Annotated in this window: 26 protein-coding genes; 5 read left to right on the forward strand and 21 right to left on the reverse strand. The window is 38.6% G+C overall.

All coding sequences use genetic code 11. The features are described 5' to 3' along the window. Window positions 1-63 precede the first annotated feature (63 nt). The 13 genes from AC1VS3_RS03580 to pdxR form a co-directional block, all read right to left on the reverse strand. Window positions 64-330 (reverse strand): TIGR03905 family TSCPD domain-containing protein, encoded by a 267-nt coding sequence (locus AC1VS3_RS03580; RefSeq protein WP_008688889.1) that lies wholly within the window; start codon window positions 328-330, stop codon window positions 64-66. Between the two features lie 17 nt (window positions 331-347). Then, window positions 348-842, reverse strand: coding sequence for a Gx transporter family protein (locus AC1VS3_RS03585; protein ID WP_017144630.1), 495 nt, complete (start codon window positions 840-842; stop codon window positions 348-350). Beyond that, the gene (locus AC1VS3_RS03590) at window positions 842-1,222 is read right to left on the reverse strand and encodes a NusG domain II-containing protein (RefSeq protein ID WP_008688891.1); all 381 of its coding nucleotides are present in this window, start codon (window positions 1,220-1,222) and stop codon (window positions 842-844) included. The genes AC1VS3_RS03585 and AC1VS3_RS03590 overlap by 1 nt, the downstream gene beginning before the upstream one ends. Window positions 1,223-1,678: 456 nt before the next feature. After that, entirely contained in the window at window positions 1,679-2,098 is a 420-nt protein-coding gene (locus AC1VS3_RS03595) for an FMN-binding protein (protein WP_008688893.1), read from the reverse strand. A gap of 190 nt (window positions 2,099-2,288) precedes the next feature. Continuing rightward, complete coding sequence (locus tag AC1VS3_RS03600; protein WP_008688894.1) at window positions 2,289-2,708, reverse strand: hypothetical protein; 420 nt, start codon at window positions 2,706-2,708, stop codon at window positions 2,289-2,291. Between the two features lie 203 nt (window positions 2,709-2,911). After that, window positions 2,912-4,393, reverse strand: a complete 1,482-nt coding sequence (gene glpK / locus AC1VS3_RS03605; protein ID WP_008688895.1) for a glycerol kinase GlpK — start codon at window positions 4,391-4,393, stop codon at window positions 2,912-2,914. Between the two features lie 94 nt (window positions 4,394-4,487). Continuing rightward, complete coding sequence (locus AC1VS3_RS03610) at window positions 4,488-7,079, reverse strand: ABC transporter permease (protein WP_008688896.1); 2,592 nt, start codon at window positions 7,077-7,079, stop codon at window positions 4,488-4,490. After that, entirely contained in the window at window positions 7,076-7,759 is a 684-nt protein-coding gene (locus AC1VS3_RS03615; RefSeq protein ID WP_008688897.1) for an ABC transporter ATP-binding protein, read from the reverse strand. Before AC1VS3_RS03615 ends, AC1VS3_RS03610 begins: the two co-directional genes overlap by 4 nt. A 90-nt stretch (window positions 7,760-7,849) precedes the next feature. After that, window positions 7,850-8,848 carry a sensor histidine kinase gene (locus AC1VS3_RS03620; RefSeq protein ID WP_008688898.1) on the reverse strand — a complete coding sequence of 333 codons (999 nt, stop codon included), beginning with the start codon at window positions 8,846-8,848 and terminating at the stop codon, window positions 7,850-7,852. Further along, window positions 8,845-9,522, reverse strand: coding sequence for a response regulator transcription factor (locus tag AC1VS3_RS03625; protein ID WP_008688900.1), 678 nt, complete (start codon window positions 9,520-9,522; stop codon window positions 8,845-8,847). The genes AC1VS3_RS03620 and AC1VS3_RS03625 overlap by 4 nt, the downstream gene beginning before the upstream one ends. A gap of 127 nt (window positions 9,523-9,649) precedes the next feature. After that, window positions 9,650-11,041, reverse strand: coding sequence for an MATE family efflux transporter (locus AC1VS3_RS03630; protein ID WP_008688902.1), 1,392 nt, complete (start codon window positions 11,039-11,041; stop codon window positions 9,650-9,652). A gap of 164 nt (window positions 11,042-11,205) precedes the next feature. After that, window positions 11,206-11,877: an MgtC/SapB family protein gene (locus AC1VS3_RS03635; RefSeq protein WP_008688903.1), complete on the reverse strand. Its 672-nt coding sequence runs from the start codon at window positions 11,875-11,877 to the stop codon at window positions 11,206-11,208. Between the two features lie 280 nt (window positions 11,878-12,157). Next, window positions 12,158-13,525 carry a MocR-like pyridoxine biosynthesis transcription factor PdxR gene (pdxR, locus tag AC1VS3_RS03640; protein ID WP_008688905.1) on the reverse strand — a complete coding sequence of 456 codons (1,368 nt, stop codon included), beginning with the start codon at window positions 13,523-13,525 and terminating at the stop codon, window positions 12,158-12,160. 119 nt (window positions 13,526-13,644) lie between these two features. Here pdxR and AC1VS3_RS03645 point away from each other — a divergent pair, with 119 nt between their 5' ends. Both AC1VS3_RS03645 and AC1VS3_RS03650 read left to right on the forward strand, forming a co-directional pair. Then, on the forward strand, window positions 13,645-14,160 hold the full coding sequence (locus tag AC1VS3_RS03645; RefSeq protein WP_008688908.1) for an ECF transporter S component: 516 nt from the start codon (window positions 13,645-13,647) through the stop codon (window positions 14,158-14,160). Between the two features lie 5 nt (window positions 14,161-14,165). After that, on the forward strand, window positions 14,166-14,660 hold the full coding sequence (locus AC1VS3_RS03650; RefSeq protein ID WP_034798014.1) for an ECF transporter S component: 495 nt from the start codon (window positions 14,166-14,168) through the stop codon (window positions 14,658-14,660). A gap of 72 nt (window positions 14,661-14,732) precedes the next feature. Here AC1VS3_RS03650 and AC1VS3_RS03655 read toward each other — a convergent pair whose 3' ends face one another. The 8 genes from AC1VS3_RS03655 to AC1VS3_RS03690 all read right to left on the reverse strand — a co-directional run bounded on the left by AC1VS3_RS03655 (window position 14,733) and on the right by AC1VS3_RS03690 (window position 20,573). Next, window positions 14,733-15,308: a DNA-3-methyladenine glycosylase I gene (locus AC1VS3_RS03655; RefSeq protein ID WP_008688910.1), complete on the reverse strand. Its 576-nt coding sequence runs from the start codon at window positions 15,306-15,308 to the stop codon at window positions 14,733-14,735. Window positions 15,309-15,477: 169 nt separating this feature from the next. Next, a complete protein-coding gene (locus tag AC1VS3_RS03660; protein ID WP_008688911.1) occupies window positions 15,478-15,786 on the reverse strand; it encodes a (Fe-S)-binding protein in 309 nt (102 codons plus the stop codon). Window positions 15,787-15,801: 15 nt separating this feature from the next. After that, on the reverse strand, window positions 15,802-15,966 hold the full coding sequence (locus AC1VS3_RS03665; protein WP_008978987.1) for a hypothetical protein: 165 nt from the start codon (window positions 15,964-15,966) through the stop codon (window positions 15,802-15,804). A 3-nt stretch (window positions 15,967-15,969) separates the two neighbouring features. After that, entirely contained in the window at window positions 15,970-16,551 is a 582-nt protein-coding gene (locus tag AC1VS3_RS03670) for an electron transport complex protein RnfA (protein WP_008688912.1), read from the reverse strand. Between the two features lie 3 nt (window positions 16,552-16,554). Then, window positions 16,555-17,214: an electron transport complex subunit RsxE gene (gene rsxE / locus AC1VS3_RS03675; RefSeq protein WP_008688913.1), complete on the reverse strand. Its 660-nt coding sequence runs from the start codon at window positions 17,212-17,214 to the stop codon at window positions 16,555-16,557. Between the two features lie 14 nt (window positions 17,215-17,228). Next, entirely contained in the window at window positions 17,229-17,747 is a 519-nt protein-coding gene (locus AC1VS3_RS03680; RefSeq protein WP_008688914.1) for an FMN-binding protein, read from the reverse strand. Between the two features lie 11 nt (window positions 17,748-17,758). Beyond that, complete coding sequence (locus AC1VS3_RS03685) at window positions 17,759-19,267, reverse strand: RnfABCDGE type electron transport complex subunit D (RefSeq protein ID WP_481275517.1); 1,509 nt, start codon at window positions 19,265-19,267, stop codon at window positions 17,759-17,761. A 13-nt stretch (window positions 19,268-19,280) separates the two neighbouring features. Beyond that, complete coding sequence (locus AC1VS3_RS03690; RefSeq protein ID WP_008688916.1) at window positions 19,281-20,573, reverse strand: RnfABCDGE type electron transport complex subunit C; 1,293 nt, start codon at window positions 20,571-20,573, stop codon at window positions 19,281-19,283. Between the two features lie 345 nt (window positions 20,574-20,918). Here AC1VS3_RS03690 and AC1VS3_RS03695 point away from each other — a divergent pair, with 345 nt between their 5' ends. The 3 genes from AC1VS3_RS03695 to AC1VS3_RS03705 all read left to right on the forward strand — a co-directional run bounded on the left by AC1VS3_RS03695 (window position 20,919) and on the right by AC1VS3_RS03705 (window position 23,863). Next, window positions 20,919-21,212 (forward strand): hypothetical protein, encoded by a 294-nt coding sequence (locus AC1VS3_RS03695; RefSeq protein WP_008688917.1) that lies wholly within the window; start codon window positions 20,919-20,921, stop codon window positions 21,210-21,212. Between the two features lie 516 nt (window positions 21,213-21,728). Then, window positions 21,729-22,850, forward strand: a complete 1,122-nt coding sequence (locus tag AC1VS3_RS03700; RefSeq protein WP_008688920.1) for an FAD:protein FMN transferase — start codon at window positions 21,729-21,731, stop codon at window positions 22,848-22,850. 128 nt (window positions 22,851-22,978) lie between these two features. Next, window positions 22,979-23,863, forward strand: coding sequence for a fructose bisphosphate aldolase (locus tag AC1VS3_RS03705; RefSeq protein WP_008688921.1), 885 nt, complete (start codon window positions 22,979-22,981; stop codon window positions 23,861-23,863). Window positions 23,864-23,923 lie beyond the last annotated feature (60 nt).

A 23,923-nucleotide genomic window follows, 5' to 3' on the forward strand; every position in this document is an offset into this window, starting at 1 on the left:
TTCTCACCCCTTCGTGTACAAAAAAACAGGCGTCATGTGCCTGTCATGGTTAAAGGTTTCTTGTTAAATATCCATATTGTGCTGCTTTGCATATGCCTGCAAAGCCGTCGCAATCTGATCTGGACATGAGGTCGCCTTCATGCCACAGCGCACTCCATGGAAAGCCTCCATAACTTCACTGATCTTTTTATCTTTCAAAATGCGGGAAATTCCCAGTAAATTGCCGGCACAGCCACCAACGATCTTAACGTCACGAATAATATCGCCATCCATGGTAAATGTCATTTGCTGTGAGCATACTCCCTTTGGTCTATATACAAATGTTTCCATCTTTATGTCCTCCTTTTTTACCTTTGTAATCGTATTAACACTTGATTAGCAAGCAATGCCATACATAAGCCGGTTGGTATACCAAGCAAAATTAAGACAGGCAGAATGGCCTGCATAAAAAATTGCTGATATATATACGTAATCGCGATGACTTGTCCAATAGCATGAAAACTACTGCCGGCGACACTGACACCATAAATGCTCATCGGTGTATACCGCTTTGCGATAATGCATGCAACACAGCTTAATAACGTTCCACACAGGGACAACCAAAAACCTGTCCCAAATAGCACACCTCGCAATAAAGATGCCAATAAAACACGCATCAGATTTACTTCCAACATGACTTTTTCATCAAACAAGTACAAGGCTATCAAACCAACGATATTCGCTAAGCCCAGCTTAAAACCTGGAATAGGAACAGGAATGGGTATCATCGATTCAATCATGTGAAATAAGATGCTGATAGCAATCAACATGGTAATAGTCGTCATTTTCTTAGTTTTGCTCATCATTGAATCACCGTATCTATGTCTGCTTCCTCATCAGATGCAGAACGTATCTCTACAACAATATTATTCGGCAGACAGACGATTGGACGATTAACGTCATCCACCCATCCTTGGATAGAACAAAGATGATAAGGGGATGTTTCTTTTTCCACCCGCACTTTTTCATCCTTTACTTCTACCTTTACAGGTCCTAATGTACCTTTTACTTCATATACATGATCTAATGACAAACGTTTTTGTAATACCACTTTATCTTTATAACTGACGACGACTTCTTTCACGCTGCCTTGATTCTGATAGGCATACCATAACGAAGGGACATACAACAAGCATGAAATTACTACGATGAGTCCAATAAATATCTTATCTGCTTTGTTCATAAATTCCTCCATTATTTTATATTATACTCATAAGATTTCACATTTGCAATCGCTTTTTGTACAGCTGTTTATGATTATCATCGTATAGATTGCCCTTAATAGACTGTACCATTCTAAATAACGCTTAAAAATGATGCAGAATATGCAGGTAGAACATGGATAAAAAAGAAAATCACTTATTATATATCAAATCATCCTATGAAATTCCTTTTATTGAATTCCTTTATCACATATTAAAACCATCCAGTAATGAATATAAAGACACAGCTTCCTATTACGTGTATGAAAACTCTTATTTTAATGACTATCCTTATGCCAGGAATATAATCTAAATAGTGAAACAGTAACTTTAAATTCGGGCGATGTCATCGTTATTGCGAATGCCAGAATCAATAAGAAATAAACTTCCATGCTTGAAAAAAGTGATGCCCTATACAAATATAGGAGCATCACTTTTTATTTAGCATTTGCCTTAGCATCGGCGATTGCTTTTACAAACCCTTCAACACTAATGGTGCAGCCGCTGATAACATCTGCGTTAGCTGCCTTTCCATTATCTTTTAATTCCAACTTTTCAATACCATGTTTAGCTACGTAGTTTTCAAAGAATTTCACTTGTTCATTCCATTCTTTGCCAATACCGCTTGCTGTTTTCATATGATAGTCAGCGCCAAGTTCTTTTTTTGTCTTGTCTTTGTCTTTCGCGGTTTCATCAATGGAAACCTTACTGATTTTACCATCTTTTAAAGTTACTTTAGCCGTTGTCGTTTCCCCGTTTGCATTTGTATAAGTTCCTGTTCCCTCTTTCTGCTCGCTTTTTGCACAACCGCTCAACAGCATGCATACACCAAGCAGTAACACTGTTATTTTTTTCATTCTTTCGCATCCTTTCTGCTTAATTTTAGTGTTACCGCTTTTTGTGCAACCATACATCCTGCCATATGCGCTACTACCATAAAACTATAAACCTAGGCATTGTTTTAGTTTACGCATAAAGATAACATTATGAATTCGTTAAAAAAACAGATAGTCCAGTTTTATGAGAACTGTACTATCTGTCGGTTGTTTATTTCTTTGCTGCAGCTTCTGCATCTTTAGCTGCTTGCATCAGATTTGTGATGTTGATGGTGCATCCTGCCAATACATCGTCATTTTTAGGGTAGCCTTGATCTGTTAATTCGACCTTATCGATACCGTTTTTAACAATGTACTTTTCCAAGTATTCTACCTGTTCATTCCATTCTTTTTTGATTTTGCTGTGTGGCTTCATGTTGTAGTTAGCACCAAGCTCTTTTTTTGATTTGCCATCCTTTGTCTCATCTAATGTAATAGACTCAACTGCATCGCCTTTTACTGTGATTTTAGCACTTGCATAATCACCTTTGGCATCTTTTGCTGTTTCGGCAGATCCCGTTTTTGCTTCTTCGCTGCTACCGCACGCCGTCAGCATAAACAATGCTGCCAGTAATACTGTCAGTTTTTTCATGTTCATTATCTCCTTTTCTCTTTCTGGTAAATCGTTCATTACGACTTAGAAGAAATATTCCCTCTTTACCAAAGATATTTTAACAAAGGTAAGGATATACGTCAATTGATTTACTAACATTTTCACAAGCAAAAATTACCATTTTCTTGTATGTCGTGATGACCCTGTGATTTTATCTTTTGCAAATTGCTTGCCGCAGTTATTTAAAACTCCATAATCGCATGGATTGCTCGCTTCCAGCCGTTTAAATGAGCAATGCGGTTTTCTTCCTCCATCATCGGTTCAAAAATGCTGGCAACTTGAAATTGCTTACGGATATCATCCTGATGTTTCCAAACACCGACGGCTAAACCTGCCAGATAAGCCGCTCCTAATGCGGTCGTTTCACTGATGGTTGAACGAATTACTTGCGTATTTAGAATATCACTTTGAAATTGTAAGAGGAAATCATTACGACTAGCACCGCCATCTACCTGCATCTTTTTAATGGCTAAACCACTGTCCTCTTGCATAGCAAATACGACATCACTGGTTTGATAAGCTAAAGATTCTATGGTAGCACGTATGATATGCTCTTGCTTTGTGCCTCTGGTTAATCCTAAGATGCCCCCTTTTACCTGTGGCTTCCAATAAGGCGCACCTAACCCGGTAAAGGAAGGCACTACATAAACACCATCACAATCATTTACTTGCTTGGCTCTGCTTTCACTTTCACTGCTGCTGGAAATGATAGCCAAACCATCTCTTAGCCACTGAATAGCAGCTCCGGCCACAAACACGCTACCTTCTAAAACATAAGCGGTTTGCCCCCTAATACGCCAGCCTACACATGTTAACAGGCCATGTTGAGAGTGGATAATTTTCTCCTTCGTATTCATAAGCAGGAAACATCCGGTACCATACGTATTCTTAACATTACCCGCATCAAAACAAGTCTGACCAAATAAAGCTGCCTGCTGATCGCCAACCAAAGCCGCAATCGGAATCGGATGATCAAATAATCCACTGGTATAGCCATAGACTTCACTGGTATCATGAATTTCCGGTAACATGCATCTTGGAATGTTCCACAGTTTTAACAATTCTTCATCATAATCCAAAGTTTTTAAATTCATTAACATCGTTCGTGATGCATTCGACACATCACTCATATGCTTTGCCCCTTGGCTCAGTTTCCACAACAACCATGTATCCATCGTCCCAAACAGCAGTTCACCACGTTCTGCCCTTTCCTGAGCCCCCGCAACATGATCTAAGATAAAACGAATCTTACTGGCAGAAAAATACGGATCTAACAATAATCCCGTCTTTTCCTTGATCATTTCTTCTAAGCCTTGGGCTTTGAATGCTTCACAATAAGAATCGCTTTGCCGAGATTGCCATACAATGGCAAAATAGATGGGCTGTCCGCTTTCCTTATCCCAGACAACAGTTGTTTCTCTTTGATTTGTGATACCGATTGCCGCAATTTGTGTATCTTTGATACCTGTTTTTGCCAATACCTCAAACATGACCCCTACTGTACTTGCCCAAATATCATTTGCATTCTGTTCTACCCAACCAGGATGAGGATAGTAATTTTCCAATTCCTTTTGAGCAATTCCGATGATATTGCTTTGCTGATCAAAAAGGATGGCTCTAGTACTGGTTGTTCCTTGATCAATTGCCATAACATAATTTTGCATAACCTTGCCTCCTGCATCGTTACTCTTATTATACCATTGCCGCTACCCGTTTTCCATTCCTGAAAAAAACGGTCTTCCTCAACCGTTTTTTACCTTAGATACTTTCCTGTCGTATCGTTTCGATGATATTTTCCTGCTCACTTCTTTTAATAGAGAAGAACATGATTAAGATCAATAATAGGAACAACACGAAAATCGTGATACCAATTCCCAACCATGGAATATAGAGCTTATTTTCAAAACTTAAAGAAAAAGTTTTTGATAAGATTACCATGATCAAAAAGGCGATAGGAAGTCCATACAAACATGTCTTGAAACCATAAAAGATACTTTCATAACCAATCATACGATGAAACTGTTTTTTTGTCATGCCGATGGATTTCAACATTGCGAATTCTCTTCTTCTTAACTGCATGCTAGTAGCTATCGTGTTGATGATATTGGTAATAGAAACTAAAATCAATAAACCGACAAAGCTATAAAGAAATAAGGAGATTACTAAGCTTAAACTTTTTGTTTTTTCATTATCTTTGGCAACATTATTTACATACATATTCATTGACTGCTGCTTGCTAAGTTCATCCTGTAATTCATTTGGATGCATGCTGCGATAGTAGATCATACAGGTAGCATGCGCATTTCCACCTTTTTTATCAAGCGTACTTGCTAAGGCATTCACAGCATCAAAGGATGTTATCAGATAGCTTGTTGGATTATTATAAGCTGCCTCAAGAAAGTCTGGCGTTAGCTGCGTCACTTTTTCAATATACACGGCATGTTTTAAGACCGGTGTTGGCAAAACGTCTGGTATATCATCTCCATCTTCATAGGCTTTATAAGGATCCTCTTTCTTATCAAATTCCGCTGATAAGTGACTGCCTTTTGCAACCTTTAGCCAATCGATATGCTTTGTTTTATAAGCATCTTTTACTGGAGCATTTACTAAGATCATCCCCTGATGCTGCTTCAGTTTTTCTATATCGACCCCTACTTGTTTACAATAGGCTTTTAATTCTTCATCCTGTAAACCATAGATATCAAGGAATGATAGACTGCTCTCGTGAAAGTTGGTATTGACATCTATATTTTTTTCATAGTTTTGTAATTGTTCTTTTCCCGCCTTACTTAGGTAGCGACTATCGTTTAATTTCAAAAAACTTTCTAAGGTCAATGTCGCATGATCTGCATAACGCACTTGTTTATACGCAGACAACTTTGCTTCCTCATAAGGTTTATAAGGCAATTGGTCATCGGTGTTGTTATAGATGTTTAAGGTAACATCTGCATTGGTACGTATGCTCATCAAGATAGTCGTCTGCACAAGTCCCATCAAGGTGATGGCACTAAGAAATAAAACCATACAAATGATAAACGATAACAACGTTGCACGATAACGGAAAGGATTGCGCTTCATGTTTTTCATTGCAAGAGTACCTTCAAAGCCAAACAATCTTTGTGTGATACGGCTTACTTTAACATCCTTTTTACGTATGCGTACATCACTATTCTGACGTATTGCCGTAACTGCCGAAATACGGGAAGCTCTCCTTGCCGGTAACCAGGATGAAAAAAGCAATAGTACAATGGTAAACATAACGATTAGTAACAGAATCTGCCAGTTCACCACAACTTTTAAATCCAGATCAGAAGAACTGGATGAACGTATGAGGCCGTCAAACAAATGAAAGGCAATAGCATCCCCGCCGATTCCTAAGCATAAACCAATCGGTAAGGCAATACATCCGATGACGAAAGCCTCAAAGCGTACTGAGCGTTTTTTCTGTTTTCGCGTCGCTCCAACGCTGGATAACATACCTAAATATCTGGTTCTCTCACTTAATGATATGGCAAATGCATTATAAATCAGAGAGCCTCCGCCTAATAAGATCAAAGTGGCCATGATACTGCCTGCAATCAACATCGTTTTCATAAACTCTGAATCGGTAATTTCATAAAACTGCAGCAGGTCATGATTGGTATTGCTACCATATTCTGTATGCAGTTGGCTTTGAATGCGTGCTATTTTATCCTCTTTATGCCGCAAAGAGTCCAAGCAGAGATAGGCGGATAAGTTATTCTTATGCAAAGCTTCTTGTTGTGTATCATAGGCCACAATGGTGTTCATATAGCCTACATCATCCCACCAGCTTTTGATTACACCGCTAATGCGATAGTCTTGTTGCTGTTTGGTTTGCCAATGCTGCTTTGGATAATCGCCAATGCGTAAAGTAATAGGATCACCAATCGCTTTCTCATATTTTTTAAGAAATTGCTCACTGACTAAAATTTCATGTGCATTGCTAGGATAGCTTCCTTGAATCAATGCATTGCCTTTTAACGCTAAGTCTTTTTCTTTTACACCATTTATCTGAATGGTAGTCTGCATTTCTGCATTGTCATCCTTTGTTCCATATCGTGCTTTATCCGCATAGGTAATGGCAACTTGTGCAACATCTTGATTTGCTTGCAGCCTTTGAACATCCGATGAAGATATCTCATTAAAGCTATAATGATAAAAGCCATTGCGTGCGATTACACCTTCGATCATGGCACTGCGATATGAAGTCATCATGGTCGCAATTGCGGATAGCATCGCGATACAAAGCACAACTCCGAAGATGGTAATTCTAGTTCTTCTGCGATTGCGCCGCATGCTTTCCAAAGTGACGCGATATTCTACCTTCATCGCCGTATCACCTCGTCTTTGACAATCTTACCATCCTCTATTTGCAAGATGCGATCTGCCTGCAGGGCAATACTTTCATCATGCGTAATCATGATCAGCGTCTGTTTTTGTTCTAGATGCAGCTGTTTTAATAACCCGACAATTTCTTCGCTGTTCTTACGATCGAGATTTCCTGTTGGCTCATCCGCTAAAACGACAGCCGGTGATGCCATGATGGCACGGCAGATAGATACGCGCTGCTGCTGTCCTCCTGATAATTGATTGGGCAAATAATTTAAACGATCCTGCAAACCGAGTTGCTGTACCAATTTCTGAAAGTAATCTTCATTTACTTTTCGCTGATCCAACAACAAAGGCAAAGTAATATTTTCTTTCACATTCAATACCGGAATCAGGTTATAAAACTGATAGATAAGGCCAATCTGACGACGTCGAAAAATAGCCAATCCATCTTCATCCATCTGATACATCGCATTACCATCTAAGATTACCTGACCACTTGTCGGACGATCCACACCGCCAAGAATATGCAGCAGCGTAGACTTACCTGAGCCACTTGGGCCAACAATTGCCACAAATTCTCCTTTTTCTACCGTAAAAGAAACATCATCCAATGCCTTTACCTGCGTTTCTTTCGCCCCATAAATTTTACTTACATGCTCTACCTTTAACAATTCCATATGTATTTCCTCCTACGCTTAAGTATAAGCGAAAGAAATGACAGCTTCATGACAATATGTCTTACAATTCTGTCATGAAACTGCCTGCTTTTATTTATAAAAGCGAATCAAAAACCGTGTGCCTTTTCCTACTTCACTTTCTGCTTCAATCGTCGCATGATTATGCATAAGAATAGCTTTAGCTAAAGATAAGCCTATGCCCACACTGTCTTGACCGGCATTTTCCCCTTTATAAAATCGTTCAAAGATATGCGCTAAATCACATGTAGCAATGCCACAGCCATCATCCTCGATCACAAGGAAGGTATAAAGAGGTGTATTCTTGCAGCTGATGCAGATATGACCGTTTTCAGAAGTATGCTCCATACAATTTTTCACGATATTTACAATGGCTTCCTTAATCCAATTGCGATCAACAGTAAAATGAATATCCGTTGCGCACTGTATCGTACAAGTGATGTTTTTTAGCTCCATGCCTATTAAAAGTGGTTCTATGCTTTCTTCAAGCAACGTATGGGCAACAACATCAACTGGTTCAAAGATAATCGCATTCGCATCAATCTTTGAAAGCTTAAGTAAGGTCGCAATCAGCCATTCGATTCGCTGCAGTTGATGCTGCATCTGTTGCTGGAACTGTTTACGCTTAATCAATGGCAGATCTTCTTGTGCTAATAAATCGTTCATGACGATCATTGAGGTTAAAGGTGTCTTTAGCTGATGCGAAATATTACTTAAGGTATCCGCCAGAAATGTCTTATCTTTCTCTAGCAATTCCTTTTGTTGTTTCAAGATACTGGTAATCTTATAAATATCACTTTTTAATATGCTAAGCTCTCCTTCTTCATAATCGCGTATATCCAACAGCTCATTGCCTTCATATACTGCCTGCAGATATGTGGATAATGCTGTGATATGTGCATAGCGCTGTTTTTGATACCATAAGAAAATAGCTAGAAAACCACCGGCTTGGAAAAACAAGAGAAGCAAGATTGGAATGTTCCAAAGTAAGCTTAAAACATACAATAATAAGCTGTATAAAACACAGCTCAACACGCTTCTTCGTATTTCTTTATTGCGTAATAGTTTCATGATCCTTTCTCCATCCGATACCCGCGTCCTCTGATTGTTTTAATAATTTCCGGTTCTGCGGCATCTTTTTCCAACTTTTCACGTAAACGTTTGATATATACACTCAACGTATTATCATTCACAAAATCACCGGCGACATCCCATATGCCTTCCAATAGCTGACTACGCGATAAGACTTGTCCCTGATGATTAACAAACACCATCAATAAGCGATATTCCAACGCTGTTAAGAATACTTCACTGCCTTTACGATATACTTTCCCTTCTCTGATGTGGATTTCCAGATGCTGTATCTGCACAATGTCTAAAGCATCCTTTTGATAACGGCGTAAAACTGACTTTATGCGGCTTAACAATTCTTTGATGCGAAATGGCTTTGTGACATAATCATCCCCGCCAAGATCTAAGCCCATCACAACATTGACTTCATCATCTAAAGCAGTTAAGAAAATAACAGGTACATCATGTAGATGCTTGGCTTGTTTACATATGGTATAACCATCGCCATCCGGCAAACTGACATCCAGTAGCAATAGGTCAAATACTTGTGTTTCCAGCAAACCCAAGGCGGCTTTTTGAGAAACGCAATGTATGACCTCATAGCCTTCTTTTTCTAAAGAATATACTAGACCTAAGGCAATTGCCTGATCATCTTCAACAAATAAAATTTTCATAAGACACCCTGCTTTCTACTTGATGGTAGGACACTGATAACATAACGGTCTTTCATTTCTTCTATTATACAAAAAAAAGCATCCTTTCGTCTATGTGAAACAAAAGGATGACGAAACTGTCACAATCTTATGCCGCTTCCCAATTGCGAGAAAGAATCGGATCCGTTTTGCGAATACGCAGATAGAGCAAGTAGGCCACGATAGCTGCTATAGTTTCGGCAAGAATGAAACATACCCAAATACCATATAAACCAAACCAATTCGCAAAAAGGAAAGCTAATGGCAAGGTGATGATCAATTGACGCAATAAGAAGATAATCAATGATTGTAAGCCTAATCCCATAGCCTGAAACAAGGTTGGTAAAATAAAACCGAAGGTTGCCGGTATAAAACTGATACCGATGATACGTAAGGCAGGAACACCGATATTCATCATTTCCGCATTGGCATCAAACAAACCTAATAGTTGGGTTGGGAAGATTTCAAAGAGCAGACAGCCGCATAGCATGATGATTCCGGTCACTGAAATAGCATATTTCAACGCTTCATGCAGACGTTGATGATACCCTGCTCCATAATTGTACCCCATCAATGGCATAGCCCCTTGCGTTAAGCCACTTGCCGGCATGAATACAAAGGTTTGCAGCTTGAAATAAATACCAAACACAGCAACAGCAGCATTAGAGAAACCAATCAATATCGTATTTAATCCCATCACCAAAAAGCTATTCAATGCATTCATGCACGCGTTTGGAACACCTACAGCCAAGATCTTTTTGATACAATCCATATGGAAATGGAAATGCTTCACATCGACTTTGACATCATGTTCTCTGCTTAATAACACAAAAAATGACATTGCCATAGAAGTAATCTGGGCAATGACGGTAGCAATCGCTGCCCCTTGAACGCCCAATGCCGGAAAACCAAACCAGCCAAAGATCATAATTGGGTCTAAAATGATATTGATAATAGCCCCAATTGCCTGAATCGCCATAGGAAAGATCATCTTTCCGGTAGATTGAAATACCTTTTCAATACAAATATGGAAGAAACAGCCAAAACAAAAGAAGACACAAATATATGTATATGCACAGGCTTCCTCATATATTAAGGCATCGCTTGTAAACATCTTAAAAAAGGCCGGTATACCAAAAATACCCAATAGGATAAATAACAACGATCCTACCAATGCCAGTAACAAGCCATGCAGCACAGCGCTGTTTGCCTCATCCTGTTTCTTTTCTCCCAACTTTCTGGCAATATATGAATTTACACCGACACCAATACCTACTGCACAGGCAATGATAAGGGTCTGGATAGGAAAGGCTAAAGATACCGCTGTAAGGGCATGCTCACCGATTTGCGCCACAAACATACTATCCACAATGTTATATAAAGCTTGGATCAGCATGCTGAGCATGGGTGGAAAGGCCATGGACATCAATAATGGAAATACGGGACGTATGCCCATTTTATTAGTTTCTTGTACTTGCATATAAAACACCTGCTTTCTCATAAAAAAGCCTCCATATGACTGATTTAGTTACATGAAATCAGTGAAAAATGGAGGCTGTTAAAACCTATGAACTTGTTTGTATGTGATGATTCTCATCACAACCTTGCTTATTTTACTATACTCTTTGCAAAATGGCAAGATTTATTTCAAATGAACGCTAGGAATCATACATCCAGTTCTTTGATATAGCTGATTTCCTGAAACAGCTTCATCAAGACATCCGCATCATAATTTTTAGGATAATTTACCACAAAATCTACATGATAACAATCATCCTTCTCCTCGACCTTAGCATTCAATATTTCCATATGCAGTTGTTGCAAACGCTTCTGCAAGTCTTCAATATTTTTTTTATCCTTTTCAATCACAAAACATACATCATCTTTATAAGTCTCACGCAGCCATTTATGATTGGAATGCAACGTAATTTGAATTAACAAGATTACAAAAGCGGTTAGGATTCCCAATAGATATAAGCCACTTCCAATCGCCATACCGATAGCACTGATTGCCCATATGCCAGCTGCAGTCGTAAGTCCGGAAATGGTATTTTTACGCATAAAAATCATCCCGGCACCTAAAAAGCCTACCCCGGTGACAATTTGTGCCGCGATACGCGATGGATCTAAAGCAACGCCTTCTTTTCCTAACAGATCGCCAAAGCCATACTTCGATACAATCATAATCAAAGCGGCTCCCATGGCGACGATCATATGTGTACGAATGCCTGCTTCTTTATTACGGCTTTTGCGTTCATAGCCAATCATCGCCCCACATACACCGGCTAATAAAATACGTAGTAGAAATTCGCCTTGTTGCCATAAAAATGCCTGCATAGAAATACCTCCTTTTCCTTATCTTATCACTATATTATACACCTATTTCCATAGAAAAAGGAACGCTTGTTGTTATAAATTTGCATACACGTGAGTTAATTTATGATAGATGCATTCAGTTGTCAATAATAAACTTATGATTGTATCCATACCGTTATCTTACAACGTTACACATTCATTTATTATATCTAGTTCCACCGCTGTTTCGTAAACCTTCCTTGTTTATTTGGCATTTACTTCTTCAATCCCCCCCTATTTTACGATATGCATGTAATCAAATCTATATCGCATTCTCATGCAAAAGCTGACGCAATCGATAGATCCCCTCATCCATATCTTTTTCCGCAATAGCCGCAAAGGAAATCACAAGTTCTTGACAGGAATTTATATTAAAAGCTATCCCTTTTTTTTCACCCTCGACAAGAATTTCTGCATAGTTCAACTCATAAGGAAAGCGTAGCACATATTGTAAGGAAGCTTCTTCTAATATACAACTAGCCTCTGGTAAATAGGTATGCAGTAAGTCAAACATATGCTGACTTTTCTTTTCATACCTTTTTTTTAATCGTCTGATATGGCGTTCCAAATGACCATCCGTGATATAACGTGCCAATGCCAATTGTTCAATTTTACTGGACGTCGGCGCATAATTGTCTTTTCTGCTAATATAACGCTGTTTGATATCTTGTGTCATAACCAGATAACTGATACGTAACGATGGCAAAAGCAAACGTGAAAACGAGCCGATATAAAATATACGCTCTCCCATATCAAAACCTTGCATTGCACTTGTTACCTTGGTTGCGTAACGTAATTCTCCATTATGATCATCCTCAATGATGAATGCGTTTGCCTGTTTTGCCCAGCGCAATAGCTCCTCCTTATTCTTTTTAGATAACGGCTGATGATTTTTTCCCAATGACCCCGCATTTATATACAATACCTGTACATGATGCTTACGCAATTCAGCAATGGAGATCCCATCTTCCTCCAAGGATAAATACACAATTGGAAAACCATAGCTTTTAAATACTTCTTCAGCCTGGGAAAAGCCACTCTTCTCCATACCGACGATCATCTGTTTATCAAGCAAGCCACATAACAAAAATAATAAAGATTGAAAACTGGCACCGATCAAGATAGCATCCACATCACATAAGACACCTCGCATAGAATATGCATATTTTTGTAAAGCTTCGCGCAGTGAAACTTCGCCTTGGGCATCACCATATGTCGTAATCACCTGATGCAGTTCCAAAACTTCTTTCAGATATTTTTTCCATAAAGTCATATCAAAAGCATCATGATCCATGCTTTGACTACGAAAGTCATACCGTATACGATAGGTGGGATTCCTTTGAACATTTTGTAATAAAGATAATCGCATACGCACATGTTCTTCATCTACATCCACATAATATCCAGCTTGCGGTCTGGAACTGATATAGCCTTCATCTAATAATAATTGATAAGCTCGCTCAACACTTGTTTTCGATACTTTAAACAATTGCTCACAGCTACGTATGCTAGGCAAACGATCTCCCTTTTTCAGATAACCCTGCATAATATCCTTTCGCAATTTCAAATAGATTTGTTTATATAAAGCCATTCCTTTTTGTCGTTCAAATGTGCTTGTTTGCATTTCCATATATATCACCCATTTTAGTATAACATGAACTGACCTTTATTTTTTATGTATTTTTGTCTATTTTTATCATGACAGATTTTTGTTAGAATACTGACAAGTAAGAAAGAGGGGTATATTATATGAACAAAAAAACATTAACAACGCAGCAAATTGTATTATATGCATTAGGTATGGCCATCGTCTTTGTTTCCACGATGTTTATTAAGATACCTAATGGGATTGATGGTTATTTTAATTTAGGTGATGGATTCATCTTGTTATTTTCTAGTATTGTCTCACCGCTTGGCGGCTTTTTGATCGGTGGATTAGGCAGTGCTTTAGCAGATGTTGCAGGTGGGTATGCATATTATTTCATTCCTACTTTATTAATCAAAGGATTGGAAGGCTGTATGGTTGCTTACTTGTTCCAAAAGTATGGTAACAAAATAAAATGGATTGCTTATTTCCTTGGATGTATGATCATGGTTATTGGTTATTTTTTCGCAAAATGGTATTTAAAAGGAAGTATGATTATCGCTTTGAGTGGCATAGCCGAAAATATTTTACAGAGTGGTGTCGGTTACGTGATTGCCATCGTTGCCTTACCACTGATACAGCGCCAATTCTATCGCCAACGGAAATTAAAGAAAGCGTAATGATCATGGATAATAAGAAAGTAAAAGAACTGGTATTGGCGGCATTAGGCATCGCTTTGGTCTTTCTGGCTACCTATTTGATAAAAGTTCCGAATGGTATTCAGGGATATTTCAATCTTGGAGATGGTTTTATCTTATTATTTTCATCCTTATTAAATCCTTTTTATGCCTTTCTTATAGGTGGTATTGGAAGTGGTTTGGCGGATATTGCCGGAGGTTATGGTATTTATTTCATTCCCACACTTTTTATCAAAGGAATAGAGGCTGTACTGGTATCCCTGTTGCTTCACAAGGTCACAAAACCACTCTTACGCTATGGTATATATGCATTGGCCGGCGTATGGATGGTCATAGGCTATTTTATGGCAGATGCTTTTATAAATGATAGTTGGCAATTATCACTCACCGGTGTGCCTAGCAATATCATACAGGCTATCGTTGGCATTGTCATCGTTATGGTTACCTTACCACTATTAAAATCCTATCAGATAAATACCTAACTAAAAGAGATGTTCTTATGGAATGATCTATCCCTGTCTACTTGACAAGGGGCAAATCAAAGAACATCTTTTTTAGTTATTGCTATCATCCACATGTAAGAAACATCCTTTGTGATGATCATGAACAACACCGACAGCCTGCAAATACGAATAGATGATCGTGCTGCCGACAAACTTCATCCCACGCTTCTTCAAATCCTTAGAAATGCTATCAGATAAAGGAGTTGTGACCGGCATTTCTTTATCTTGCAAGTATTGTACCTGATGATTGGTAAATCCCCATAAATACTCTGAAAACGTACCATATTCTTTCTGTATCGCTAAAAACACCTTAGCATTTTGAATTGCTGCACAAATCTTGCGACGATTTCTCACAATGCCTTTATTCTGCATCAATTCTGTTATTTTATCTTCATCATAAGCAGCTATGCAAGCTACATCAAAATAATTAAAAGCTTTTCTAAAATGTTCGCGTTTTTTTAGAATCGTAAGCCACGATAATCCTGCCTGAAACCCTTCCAATATCAGCATTTCAAATAATTTTTGATCCTCATAAACGGGAACGCCCCATTCGTTATCATGATAGTTTTGATAGATAGCTTCTGCATTTTCTGCCCACGTACAACGATGAATGGTTTCCTTATCCAATCTGCATCACCTTTCTTTCTCTCATTTTATCAAAAGTCATAAAGAAGGGAAAGCTCTTTTTAATCTTTATAACAGCCTCATAAAACCACATGTTTTAAATACTATCATGCACCATTGCTGTCTAAAAAAGATAACCTATCTGTTAAGATAGATTATCTCATTGTTACCTTTATGGTTTCACCTTGACACAATTGCCGTCAGGTCCTGGTGTTGTGTTTAAGTATTCTGCAATGGCTGCCTTCTGATCAGCTTTACATGGTTTACATGTACCAACCACAGTAATTTCACCATTTACCAAAGCCTCGGCAAGACCACTACATCCAGCATAACCGCAACTTCCACAGTTGTAGTTAGGCAACATGCTGCTGACCTTTTCTACGCGCTCATCTACTTCAACACTCAAAAATCTATCTGCGATTCCAAGTCCCAAACCAAGAATTGCACCAAGTACCAACATCATTAAAACAGCTGTTAACATGGTTATTCCCCTTTCCTATTTATCATGCGCAGGGTTGTTGCAGCAGGCTACATCATGGCAGCCTTCACACTCTGCTTTTAAGTTTTCACAGCCTTTAGGAAGCGGTGTTTTATGATTCAAATAGAAAACTAATGCATAAATACCTCCTAAAATAGCTAAGTAAATAACTGCGCTCGCCATATGCTATACCAGACCCATCAAGCCACTGAAAGCCAAAGCCATAATGGCAGCTACAATCAGGGCAATTGGGTTACCTTTCCAGGAAAGCGGTGTATCACAGGCATCCAGACGTTCACGAATGGTAGAGAAAATATACAATACCAATGTAAAGCCTAAAGGAATGGCAATGGAATACGTCAGCATTTCAGCGAAGTTATATCCATTGGTAATATTATTTAAGGTAACATTCAATACGACACAGTTTGTCGTAATCAAAGGCAGATAGACACCTAATGCCTTGTATAAGGAAGGACTCGTCTTCTTAATGATCATTTCAACCAACTGTACTAAAGCTGCGATAACCAGAATGAAGGTAATCAAATCCATATACTGTAAACCACATTTATCTAATACGCCGTAATATAACGCATACGTAACCAAGGAAGCCGCGACGATAACGAAAGTAACGGCAGCCCCCATACCAATAGCTGAACTGCTTTTTTTGGATACCCCCATGAATGGGCACATACCTAAAAACTGATTCAGCACAACGTTGTTAATCAAAACAAACGTTACGAACATGACGAATAAATTACTCCAATCCATAAATTATTTCGCCTCCTTTTCCAGTTTTTTAGCTTTGTTCTCTTTATGTGCCTTATAAGCTGCCAATCCAGCCGCCAAGCAGGCAAATGTACAGAAAGCCCCAAATGGCTGAGAGAACATGGAAATGGCAAAATCATCTGGGATGATACGCAGAGTGAAGATATTCTGCGCCGCATTAAATGGGTTATCAAAAGAAATCACACCTGTAGCTAAAATCTGACGAATGGCAGACATGATGATGATAGAAACCGTATAGCCAAGTCCCATACCTAAACCATCTAACGCAGAATCTAATACCTTATTCTTGCTGGCAAATGCCTCAGCACGACCTAAGATAATACAGTTTACAACGATCAGTGGAATAAATACTCCAAGTGCGGTATCCAGACTTGGTGCATATGCTTTAATCAGCATCTGAATAACTTTAACTAAAGTCGCGATGATAACGATATACACTGGGATACGAATTTCTGATGGTGTAATGTTACGAATCAAGGAAATAATGACATTGGACATGATCAATACGGCAATAACAGCTACTCCCATACCAATGGCATTGTTCAACGTTGTCGTAATAGCTAATGTAGAGCATAAACCTAAATACAATGAGAAAACAGGATTTTCACGGATGAAACCTGCTGTAAAATTTTCTTTACGATTCATTCTTCATCCACCTCCTATTTCAAATGGTCAGCCTGATATTTGGCTGCTTCCTTAATACCTTCAATGACCGGTTTACTTGAAACGGTTGCACCGGTAATGGTATCTTCATCAATTTCGCTGCCAAGAGCATCAGCACCCTGCAGTTTTTCACGGAATGGTTTTTCTGTAACCTTGCTTCCCAGTCCCTGGGTATCGCCGTTTGATATAGCCACATAATCAACAACCTTACCATCCTTATCTAACGCGACAAGGAAGGAAGTACCATCTTTATAACCGGTAACCTTCATTTTGAAGATATATCCTTTTCCTTCTACTTTAAAGACTTTCTGAATCGTCTTAGAAACATTTTCTTTTTCAACAACGAACGCACTGTCAGGAACATCATCATAGATAACCTTTAAGGTATCGCGTTCTGCTTTCAGTTCATTTTCCGCGATGACTGGAACTGTCATAGAGTTGGCAAATCCTAAAGCTCCTCCGGCTAATGCAGCAATCAGAGCTAGGAATACCGTAAGATGTAAAATTTTCTTCATACGATTACCTCCTAGTAGCCCAGAGCCTTACGCACTTCTTCAACTGCACGGACAGTTGATTTTGATGAGAACGTAGCTCCTGTAACTGCATCATTAACTTCTACTTCTATATTGTCACTTAATTTCTGCTCTTTAAATTGTGATAAGAATGCTTCATTTAAAATCTTATCACCGGCATATTCCGTATCAACTACCTCTGTAGGTGTCACAGATACGATCGTATGATCTTTGGTGTTTACCACAATATCAAATTTATTAAATTTTGATGCATCTTCGGTAGACGCATATCCCTGTGCTTCCACCTTATAAGTCGCAGTGCCATCACCATTGTCTTTGGTAGCCGTAATCTTAGCTTCAAATTTATTCACATCTTTATCTTCAGTTTTTAAGAATACCTTAGGTGCCGGTTCTTTCGCCTCAATGACATTTCCAGCTAATAAGACGCTTCCTAAACCAACCACGCCAACAACACCGCTGATGATCCATGCCTTTTTACGTAAAGCCAATTGCTTGCCTTCCAGACTCTTTTCGATCATTGGTGTTAACATGTTCATTAATAAGATAGAATATAAACATCCTTCTGGTAAATTCGCCTTAATACGAATTAATACCGTAAAGATTGCAGCACCTAACGCAAAGATACAACGTCCCTGCGCACTGGTTGGTGAAGTAACCGGATCCGTCAACATGAAGATAGCCCCAAAGACGACACCACCAGTTAACACATGTACTAACGGATACCAAATGAAACCAGGCAATCCTTCATAACTACCTACCCCACGCAATAATGCGACGCAAGCAGTCAAGAGGAAGATACTTCCCAGATATACCACAGGTACACGCCAGTCGATCACTTTACGAATTGCCAAAATGACACCAACTAATAAAATAACCAATGCACTTGTTTCACCGATGGCCCCAGGATACCAACCGGTAAATAATTTACCTAAGCCACCGACTTCACTCATCATTTCCTGAATCATCTCAGGATTAACAACAAGCCAGTTATAATTGGTCGCAATTAATGTCGTTGGTGTTGCACCTGTTACAACATCCGTGGTCGCTCCCATAAAAGTCGCAAACACGATAGCTCTACCAAAAGCTGCCGGATTAAAAATATTGTTACCGAAGCCGCCGAATAACAGCTTGCCAAAGAAAATGGCAATAAATGTCGAAACTCCTAAGGCATATGGACGAATACTGATCGGACACATCAATGTCAAAATGATCGCGGTAATCCATCCAAAAGAAGAACCTAAGAATTGCTTGATATAAGCAAAATCAAACTTAGCATCTTTCTTGGTAAAGAATGCAAAGGCAATCTCTGTTACTAAGGCTACCACTAAGGAAACAACCATTAGTTTCACTGCCTGTAAAGCATATTCCATACCATAAACACTGTTATAATAAACTAGGGAAAAGCCGAAGACAACCAGCAGTCCCAGCATCAACTCTAACATGATCTGTTTGGTACTCTGACTCTGACGTAAGTTAGGCGATGCGTTAAACGTAAATTTCATCTCTTTACCCTCCTTACTTCTTCGCCATCATAAGCTGGCGTTTTGCTTTCCGTACGTTTTCTGTTACATCCAAGCGAGATGGACAGATGAAGGTACATAAACCGCATTCGATACAATCCATCGCACATAGTTTTTCCATGGCATTTTTATCCTTTGTCTTAACCGCTTGGGCAATACGCACTGGCTGTAAACCTGCCGGGCAATGATCACTACACTTTCCACAACGCAAACATGCCACACTGTCATATGGTTTATTTGCCAAAATCGTAATAGCGTTCATATTGCGATCGATCACAAACTTATCATTAACGATCGTTTTTCCCATCATTGGACCACCAGCAATCAGTTTCACATCATCACATGTATAACCACCGCAAGCTTCAACAATTTCATTCACTGGAACACCAACCGGTACGGTTACATTCTGTGGATGTTTGATAGCATTACCAGACACTGTCAATGTCTTTGTGATAATGGCTTCCCCATGCAACAAGGCATTACCGAAAGCAATTGCGGTTGTGGCATTGTTGACGATAGCGCCAACTTCACCAGGCAATTTTTCATATTCCTTATGCATAATTTCACGCACTAACACGCGTTCCCAGCCCATAGGATATACATCTGGAACAGCAACAACACTCACACCATCCAAACCTTTTACAGCTTCCTCACAAAAAGAAATCAAATCCGGATGTGTTTTCTTAATGGCAATTACGGCTTCCTTTGCCATCGCCATTTTCTTCATTGCCAGAATTCCTGTCACCAGTTCTTCTTTGTGCGCCTGTATCATCTTATAATCTGCTGTAATGAATGGCTCACATTCCACAGCATTAATGATCAGTTTTTCAACATCCTTCGCAAATTTGTATTTGATGTAAGCAGGGAATCCTGCCCCACCAAGTCCAATAATACCAGCATTCATCATGAAATCGATTAAAGCTGTACGATCCGCTGTTTCATAATCCAACGGTTCAAAGGACTGTTCTTTTTTGTACTCTCCATCATTTTCAATCACCAGATGATTCACCGGTTTTAATGAAGAATGCATACGTTTCTCAATACCCTTCATAGTACCGGAAACACTTGAATAAATAGGAACAACATTACGTTCATTGCATACAGCAAGCTTTGTACCTACTAAGACTTTATCGCCTTCCTGTACAAGCATTTCCAGATTGGTGCTGGCACCGGACAGCATGGGAATGTATACACAATTTCCAGCCTTAATTTCCAGAATGTCAACATGCTCTGTCAACTCTTTGTGACCCTGTATGTGCTGACGCATTGGACCTTTAAACAATGACATCATCGTCACCTAACCTTTCTTTAAGCCTTTCCTAATTTTCTATGTAAATTCAGATAATTCATCTAAATCACATACCGAGATTATTATAACATTTTCAAATAGGTACATAAAGAAATTTTTCGTTTTTTTCATCGGATTCCTGATGTTTCCAGCTGATGGAATATAGTGTGAATTCCTTCCTCTGGTTATGGCAGTACATTTATAAGATCACCACCCATGTATTAATTAAAAGCAATCTTAGAAAACGCTTCTTATCATTTCGTTCTTTTTATCTCCTATAAAAGTATTGCCTGTTTGTTTATTTCGTTTTACAATTATCTTATATTATGAAAGAGGATGACGTTTATGAAACTGCAAAACGTATTTCAAGATACGATCGTATTAGGCTTTGTTGTACCTTTGGCAATTACCCCCTTAGGCTTGATTTACTTGAATGATCATGGTGTGTGGAATATCACCATCAATTGGAAAAACAGCAATTGTGTCAATAAAACGATCACAGCCGCTCAATTGTTAGAGCTCTTCCAACAGCATGCATCTTGTTATGCAAATCAAAAAGAACATTTTGAAGAAAAGCGACAACAGATGATGGAGAAAATAAAAATGCTCGACGCTTCTACCGTCATTGAATTCGCATAACGCCAAAAAAGCAAGGCATCATTAAATAACAGAGAGTATGAAAATCATCCATACAATTTCGGATGATTTTCATACTTTTTTATTATTTATTCATTTCGCAGTTATCTTAGAATTTCGTTTTTATGATTTTTACACAACACCTACTGTCATAACAAAAGAAACGCTTTTCCTGTCCTTTGCATACGTTATTCTTTTCTTAAATTCCTTCATCTTATCTTAAAAATCCAATATCTTGGGCCTTGGTACACATGTTCATTTCATAAAACATTTCCTTTCATCAAATGATTCCTCAAATAATCAAAACATCTCTAATAATTAGCTAATCCCCGCATCTTCTGACGTCATCGCGGCATACGCATTTCCTCATTTGCAATGAGTCCATCTTCTGTTTTGAAATGAAGCGATATTATACACATTTTTATCCCTAATGGCTTATTTTAAGGATGCTAACAAAGGAAGCTTGCTTTTAGTGGATAATACCAAATGATAATGGTATAATAACTCTCGGTGATAAGAATGAGAAAAATCCAATTATGCTTATGCTGCCTGTTAACAATCCTGATCAGTAATGGATGCAGCAGTAAAAAAGATACTGTAACACTAGAAAAATATTCCATGACTTCTACAAGCTTAGGCTTTGATACGGTAGTCATGTTTACAGCCTATGCAAAAGATGAACATACGTATAAACAATATGAGCAGATTCTTCAAGATGAATTCAAACGCTATGATAAGCTATTTGATAAATATCATAATTATGATGGCATTAACAATATTAAGACAATCAATGATCATGCCGGTGACAAGCCGATCAAGGTAGACGAACCTATTATGGAGCTGTTAAAACAATCAAAAGAATACGATGCCCTTAGCAATCATCAGTTTTCCGTTACGATGGGAGCTGTCTTAGATTTATGGCACGATGCGCGCGAAGCCGCTGAAAAAAATCCAAAAAACGCAACCATCCCTTCTAAGAAAGCCTTGCAACAGGCAAACACCTATACGGGATGGGAACATGTTGAACTGGATGAAAAAGCAAGCACAGTCTATATTAACAATTCACATACACAGCTTGATGTTGGCGCAATTGCAAAAGGATATGCTGTTGAAAAAGTAGCACAAAAGCTAGAAAAAGCCGGTTTAAAGCATGCCATCATCAATGGCGGTGGCAATGTTCGCTTAATTGGCGCAAAACCAGATGGAAGTGCCTGGAATGTTGGCCTGCAAATCCCCAATTATGATACTTTATCGAGCGATTCTTTAGCATCTATTTCCATTAATGAATCTTCATCTTTTGTGACTAGCGGTGATTATCAACGCTATTATACATACAAAGGACAAATCATGCATCATATTATTGACCCTAGTACGCTTATGCCTGCAAAACATTGCCGCAGTGTAACTGTTATCACCAAGGATGGTGGTATTGCCGACATGTTATCGACGACCCTATATACGGTATCTCATGCAGAAGGCGAAAAAATTTTGGCAAAGATTCGTAAAGAAAAAGGCATTTCTGTTGAAGCCATTTGGGTTTATGACGATACCATTGCCCCTGAAGATGATACAGCAACCTTATCTTCTCATGGATATCAGCTAGTAATGAGTGAAGGTGCTGAAAAGATGTTGAAAAAATAGCATGCGTTCAATTTATCATACAAATGGAAAAGTGACTATTTGATACATTCCTTTTTATTTGCGGAAAACGTGGTACAATAATAGTATAAAGAAAACGTTTAAAAAAACGTTTGAAGGAGGTGTGAATGATGAAAGATGAAAGAGTCATTCAAATGCATTCACACAAAGGGTTTATCGCTGCACTTGATCAAAGCGGCGGAAGTACACCAAAAGCCCTTCGTTTATATGGCGTCGATGCATCACAATACCACAGTGATGAAGAAATGTTTAATTGTATTCACGCTATGCGTACACGTATCATGACTTCTCCAGCTTTTACGAATGCTCATATCTTAGCTGCCATCCTTTTTGAAAATACGATGGATCGTCAAATTGAAGGGAAGTATACGGCAGATTATTTATGGGAAGAAAAGCATATCTTGCCAATCCTTAAGGTTGATAAAGGATTGCAAACAGAAAGTGATGGCGTTCAACTAATGAAGCCAATTCCTAATTTAGAAGAATTACTGCAACGGGCAAAACAACGTCATATCTTCGGCACTAAGATGCGAAGTGTCATCCATCACGCGAATGCAGATGGTATTCAAAGAATCGTTGAACAGCAATTCGCCTTAGGCAAACAAATTGCCGCACATGGTTTTATCCCTATTTTAGAACCGGAAGTTGATATTTATAGCGAAGATAAGGCAGCCTGTGAAAAACGTTTAAAAGAAGAGATTAAAAAGCAATTGTTAACTTTGGATAATGAACAAATCATGTTTAAATTAACATTGCCAAGTCAAGATGATTTCTATAAAGATTTATTAACGGATACGCATATTGTGCGAATTGTGGCCTTATCCGGTGGTTACAGCCGTGAACAAGCGAATGCATTATTGGCAAAAAATCATGGTATCATAGCAAGCTTTTCCAGAGCCTTAACACAAGGTCTGCAGATTACCCAAACCCAAGAAGCGTTTGACGCTTTATTAAAAGCTTCCATTGTTTCCATTTATGAGGCAAGTATAACTTAGATTTAAAATCGAGTAGGGTGAAATAAATCACCCTCTCACACCACCGTACGTACGGTTCCG

The organism is Longicatena sp. (assembly GCF_982403165.1).

Excerpts from the sequence above, each read along its gene's own strand:
- AC1VS3_RS03580 (WP_008688889.1), bottom strand. The coding sequence starts at position 330 with ATGGAAACATTTGTATATAGACCAAAGGGAGTATGCTCACAGCAAATG.
- AC1VS3_RS03585 (WP_017144630.1), bottom strand. The coding sequence starts at position 842 with ATGAGCAAAACTAAGAAAATGACGACTATTACCATGTTGATTGCTATC.
- AC1VS3_RS03590 (WP_008688891.1), bottom strand. The coding sequence starts at position 1,222 with ATGAACAAAGCAGATAAGATATTTATTGGACTCATCGTAGTAATTTCA.
- AC1VS3_RS03595 (WP_008688893.1), bottom strand. The coding sequence starts at position 2,098 with ATGAAAAAAATAACAGTGTTACTGCTTGGTGTATGCATGCTGTTGAGC.
- AC1VS3_RS03600 (WP_008688894.1), bottom strand. The coding sequence starts at position 2,708 with ATGAAAAAACTGACAGTATTACTGGCAGCATTGTTTATGCTGACGGCG.
- glpK (WP_008688895.1), bottom strand. The coding sequence starts at position 4,393 with ATGCAAAATTATGTTATGGCAATTGATCAAGGAACAACCAGTACTAGA.
- AC1VS3_RS03610 (WP_008688896.1), bottom strand. The coding sequence starts at position 7,079 with ATGAAGGTAGAATATCGCGTCACTTTGGAAAGCATGCGGCGCAATCGC.
- AC1VS3_RS03615 (WP_008688897.1), bottom strand. The coding sequence starts at position 7,759 with ATGGAATTGTTAAAGGTAGAGCATGTAAGTAAAATTTATGGGGCGAAA.
- AC1VS3_RS03620 (WP_008688898.1), bottom strand. The coding sequence starts at position 8,848 with ATGAAACTATTACGCAATAAAGAAATACGAAGAAGCGTGTTGAGCTGT.
- AC1VS3_RS03625 (WP_008688900.1), bottom strand. The coding sequence starts at position 9,522 with ATGAAAATTTTATTTGTTGAAGATGATCAGGCAATTGCCTTAGGTCTA.
- AC1VS3_RS03630 (WP_008688902.1), bottom strand. The coding sequence starts at position 11,041 with ATGAGAAAGCAGGTGTTTTATATGCAAGTACAAGAAACTAATAAAATG.
- AC1VS3_RS03635 (WP_008688903.1), bottom strand. The coding sequence starts at position 11,877 with ATGCAGGCATTTTTATGGCAACAAGGCGAATTTCTACTACGTATTTTA.
- pdxR (WP_008688905.1), bottom strand. The coding sequence starts at position 13,525 with ATGGAAATGCAAACAAGCACATTTGAACGACAAAAAGGAATGGCTTTA.
- AC1VS3_RS03645 (WP_008688908.1), top strand. The coding sequence starts at position 13,645 with ATGAACAAAAAAACATTAACAACGCAGCAAATTGTATTATATGCATTA.
- AC1VS3_RS03650 (WP_034798014.1), top strand. The coding sequence starts at position 14,166 with ATGGATAATAAGAAAGTAAAAGAACTGGTATTGGCGGCATTAGGCATC.
- AC1VS3_RS03660 (WP_008688911.1), bottom strand. The coding sequence starts at position 15,786 with ATGTTAACAGCTGTTTTAATGATGTTGGTACTTGGTGCAATTCTTGGT.
- AC1VS3_RS03665 (WP_008978987.1), bottom strand. The coding sequence starts at position 15,966 with ATGGCGAGCGCAGTTATTTACTTAGCTATTTTAGGAGGTATTTATGCA.
- AC1VS3_RS03670 (WP_008688912.1), bottom strand. The coding sequence starts at position 16,551 with ATGGATTGGAGTAATTTATTCGTCATGTTCGTAACGTTTGTTTTGATT.
- rsxE (WP_008688913.1), bottom strand. The coding sequence starts at position 17,214 with ATGAATCGTAAAGAAAATTTTACAGCAGGTTTCATCCGTGAAAATCCT.
- AC1VS3_RS03680 (WP_008688914.1), bottom strand. The coding sequence starts at position 17,747 with ATGAAGAAAATTTTACATCTTACGGTATTCCTAGCTCTGATTGCTGCA.
- AC1VS3_RS03685 (WP_481275517.1), bottom strand. The coding sequence starts at position 19,267 with ATGAAATTTACGTTTAACGCATCGCCTAACTTACGTCAGAGTCAGAGT.
- AC1VS3_RS03690 (WP_008688916.1), bottom strand. The coding sequence starts at position 20,573 with ATGTCATTGTTTAAAGGTCCAATGCGTCAGCACATACAGGGTCACAAA.
- AC1VS3_RS03695 (WP_008688917.1), top strand. The coding sequence starts at position 20,919 with ATGAAACTGCAAAACGTATTTCAAGATACGATCGTATTAGGCTTTGTT.
- AC1VS3_RS03700 (WP_008688920.1), top strand. The coding sequence starts at position 21,729 with ATGAGAAAAATCCAATTATGCTTATGCTGCCTGTTAACAATCCTGATC.
- AC1VS3_RS03705 (WP_008688921.1), top strand. The coding sequence starts at position 22,979 with ATGAAAGATGAAAGAGTCATTCAAATGCATTCACACAAAGGGTTTATC.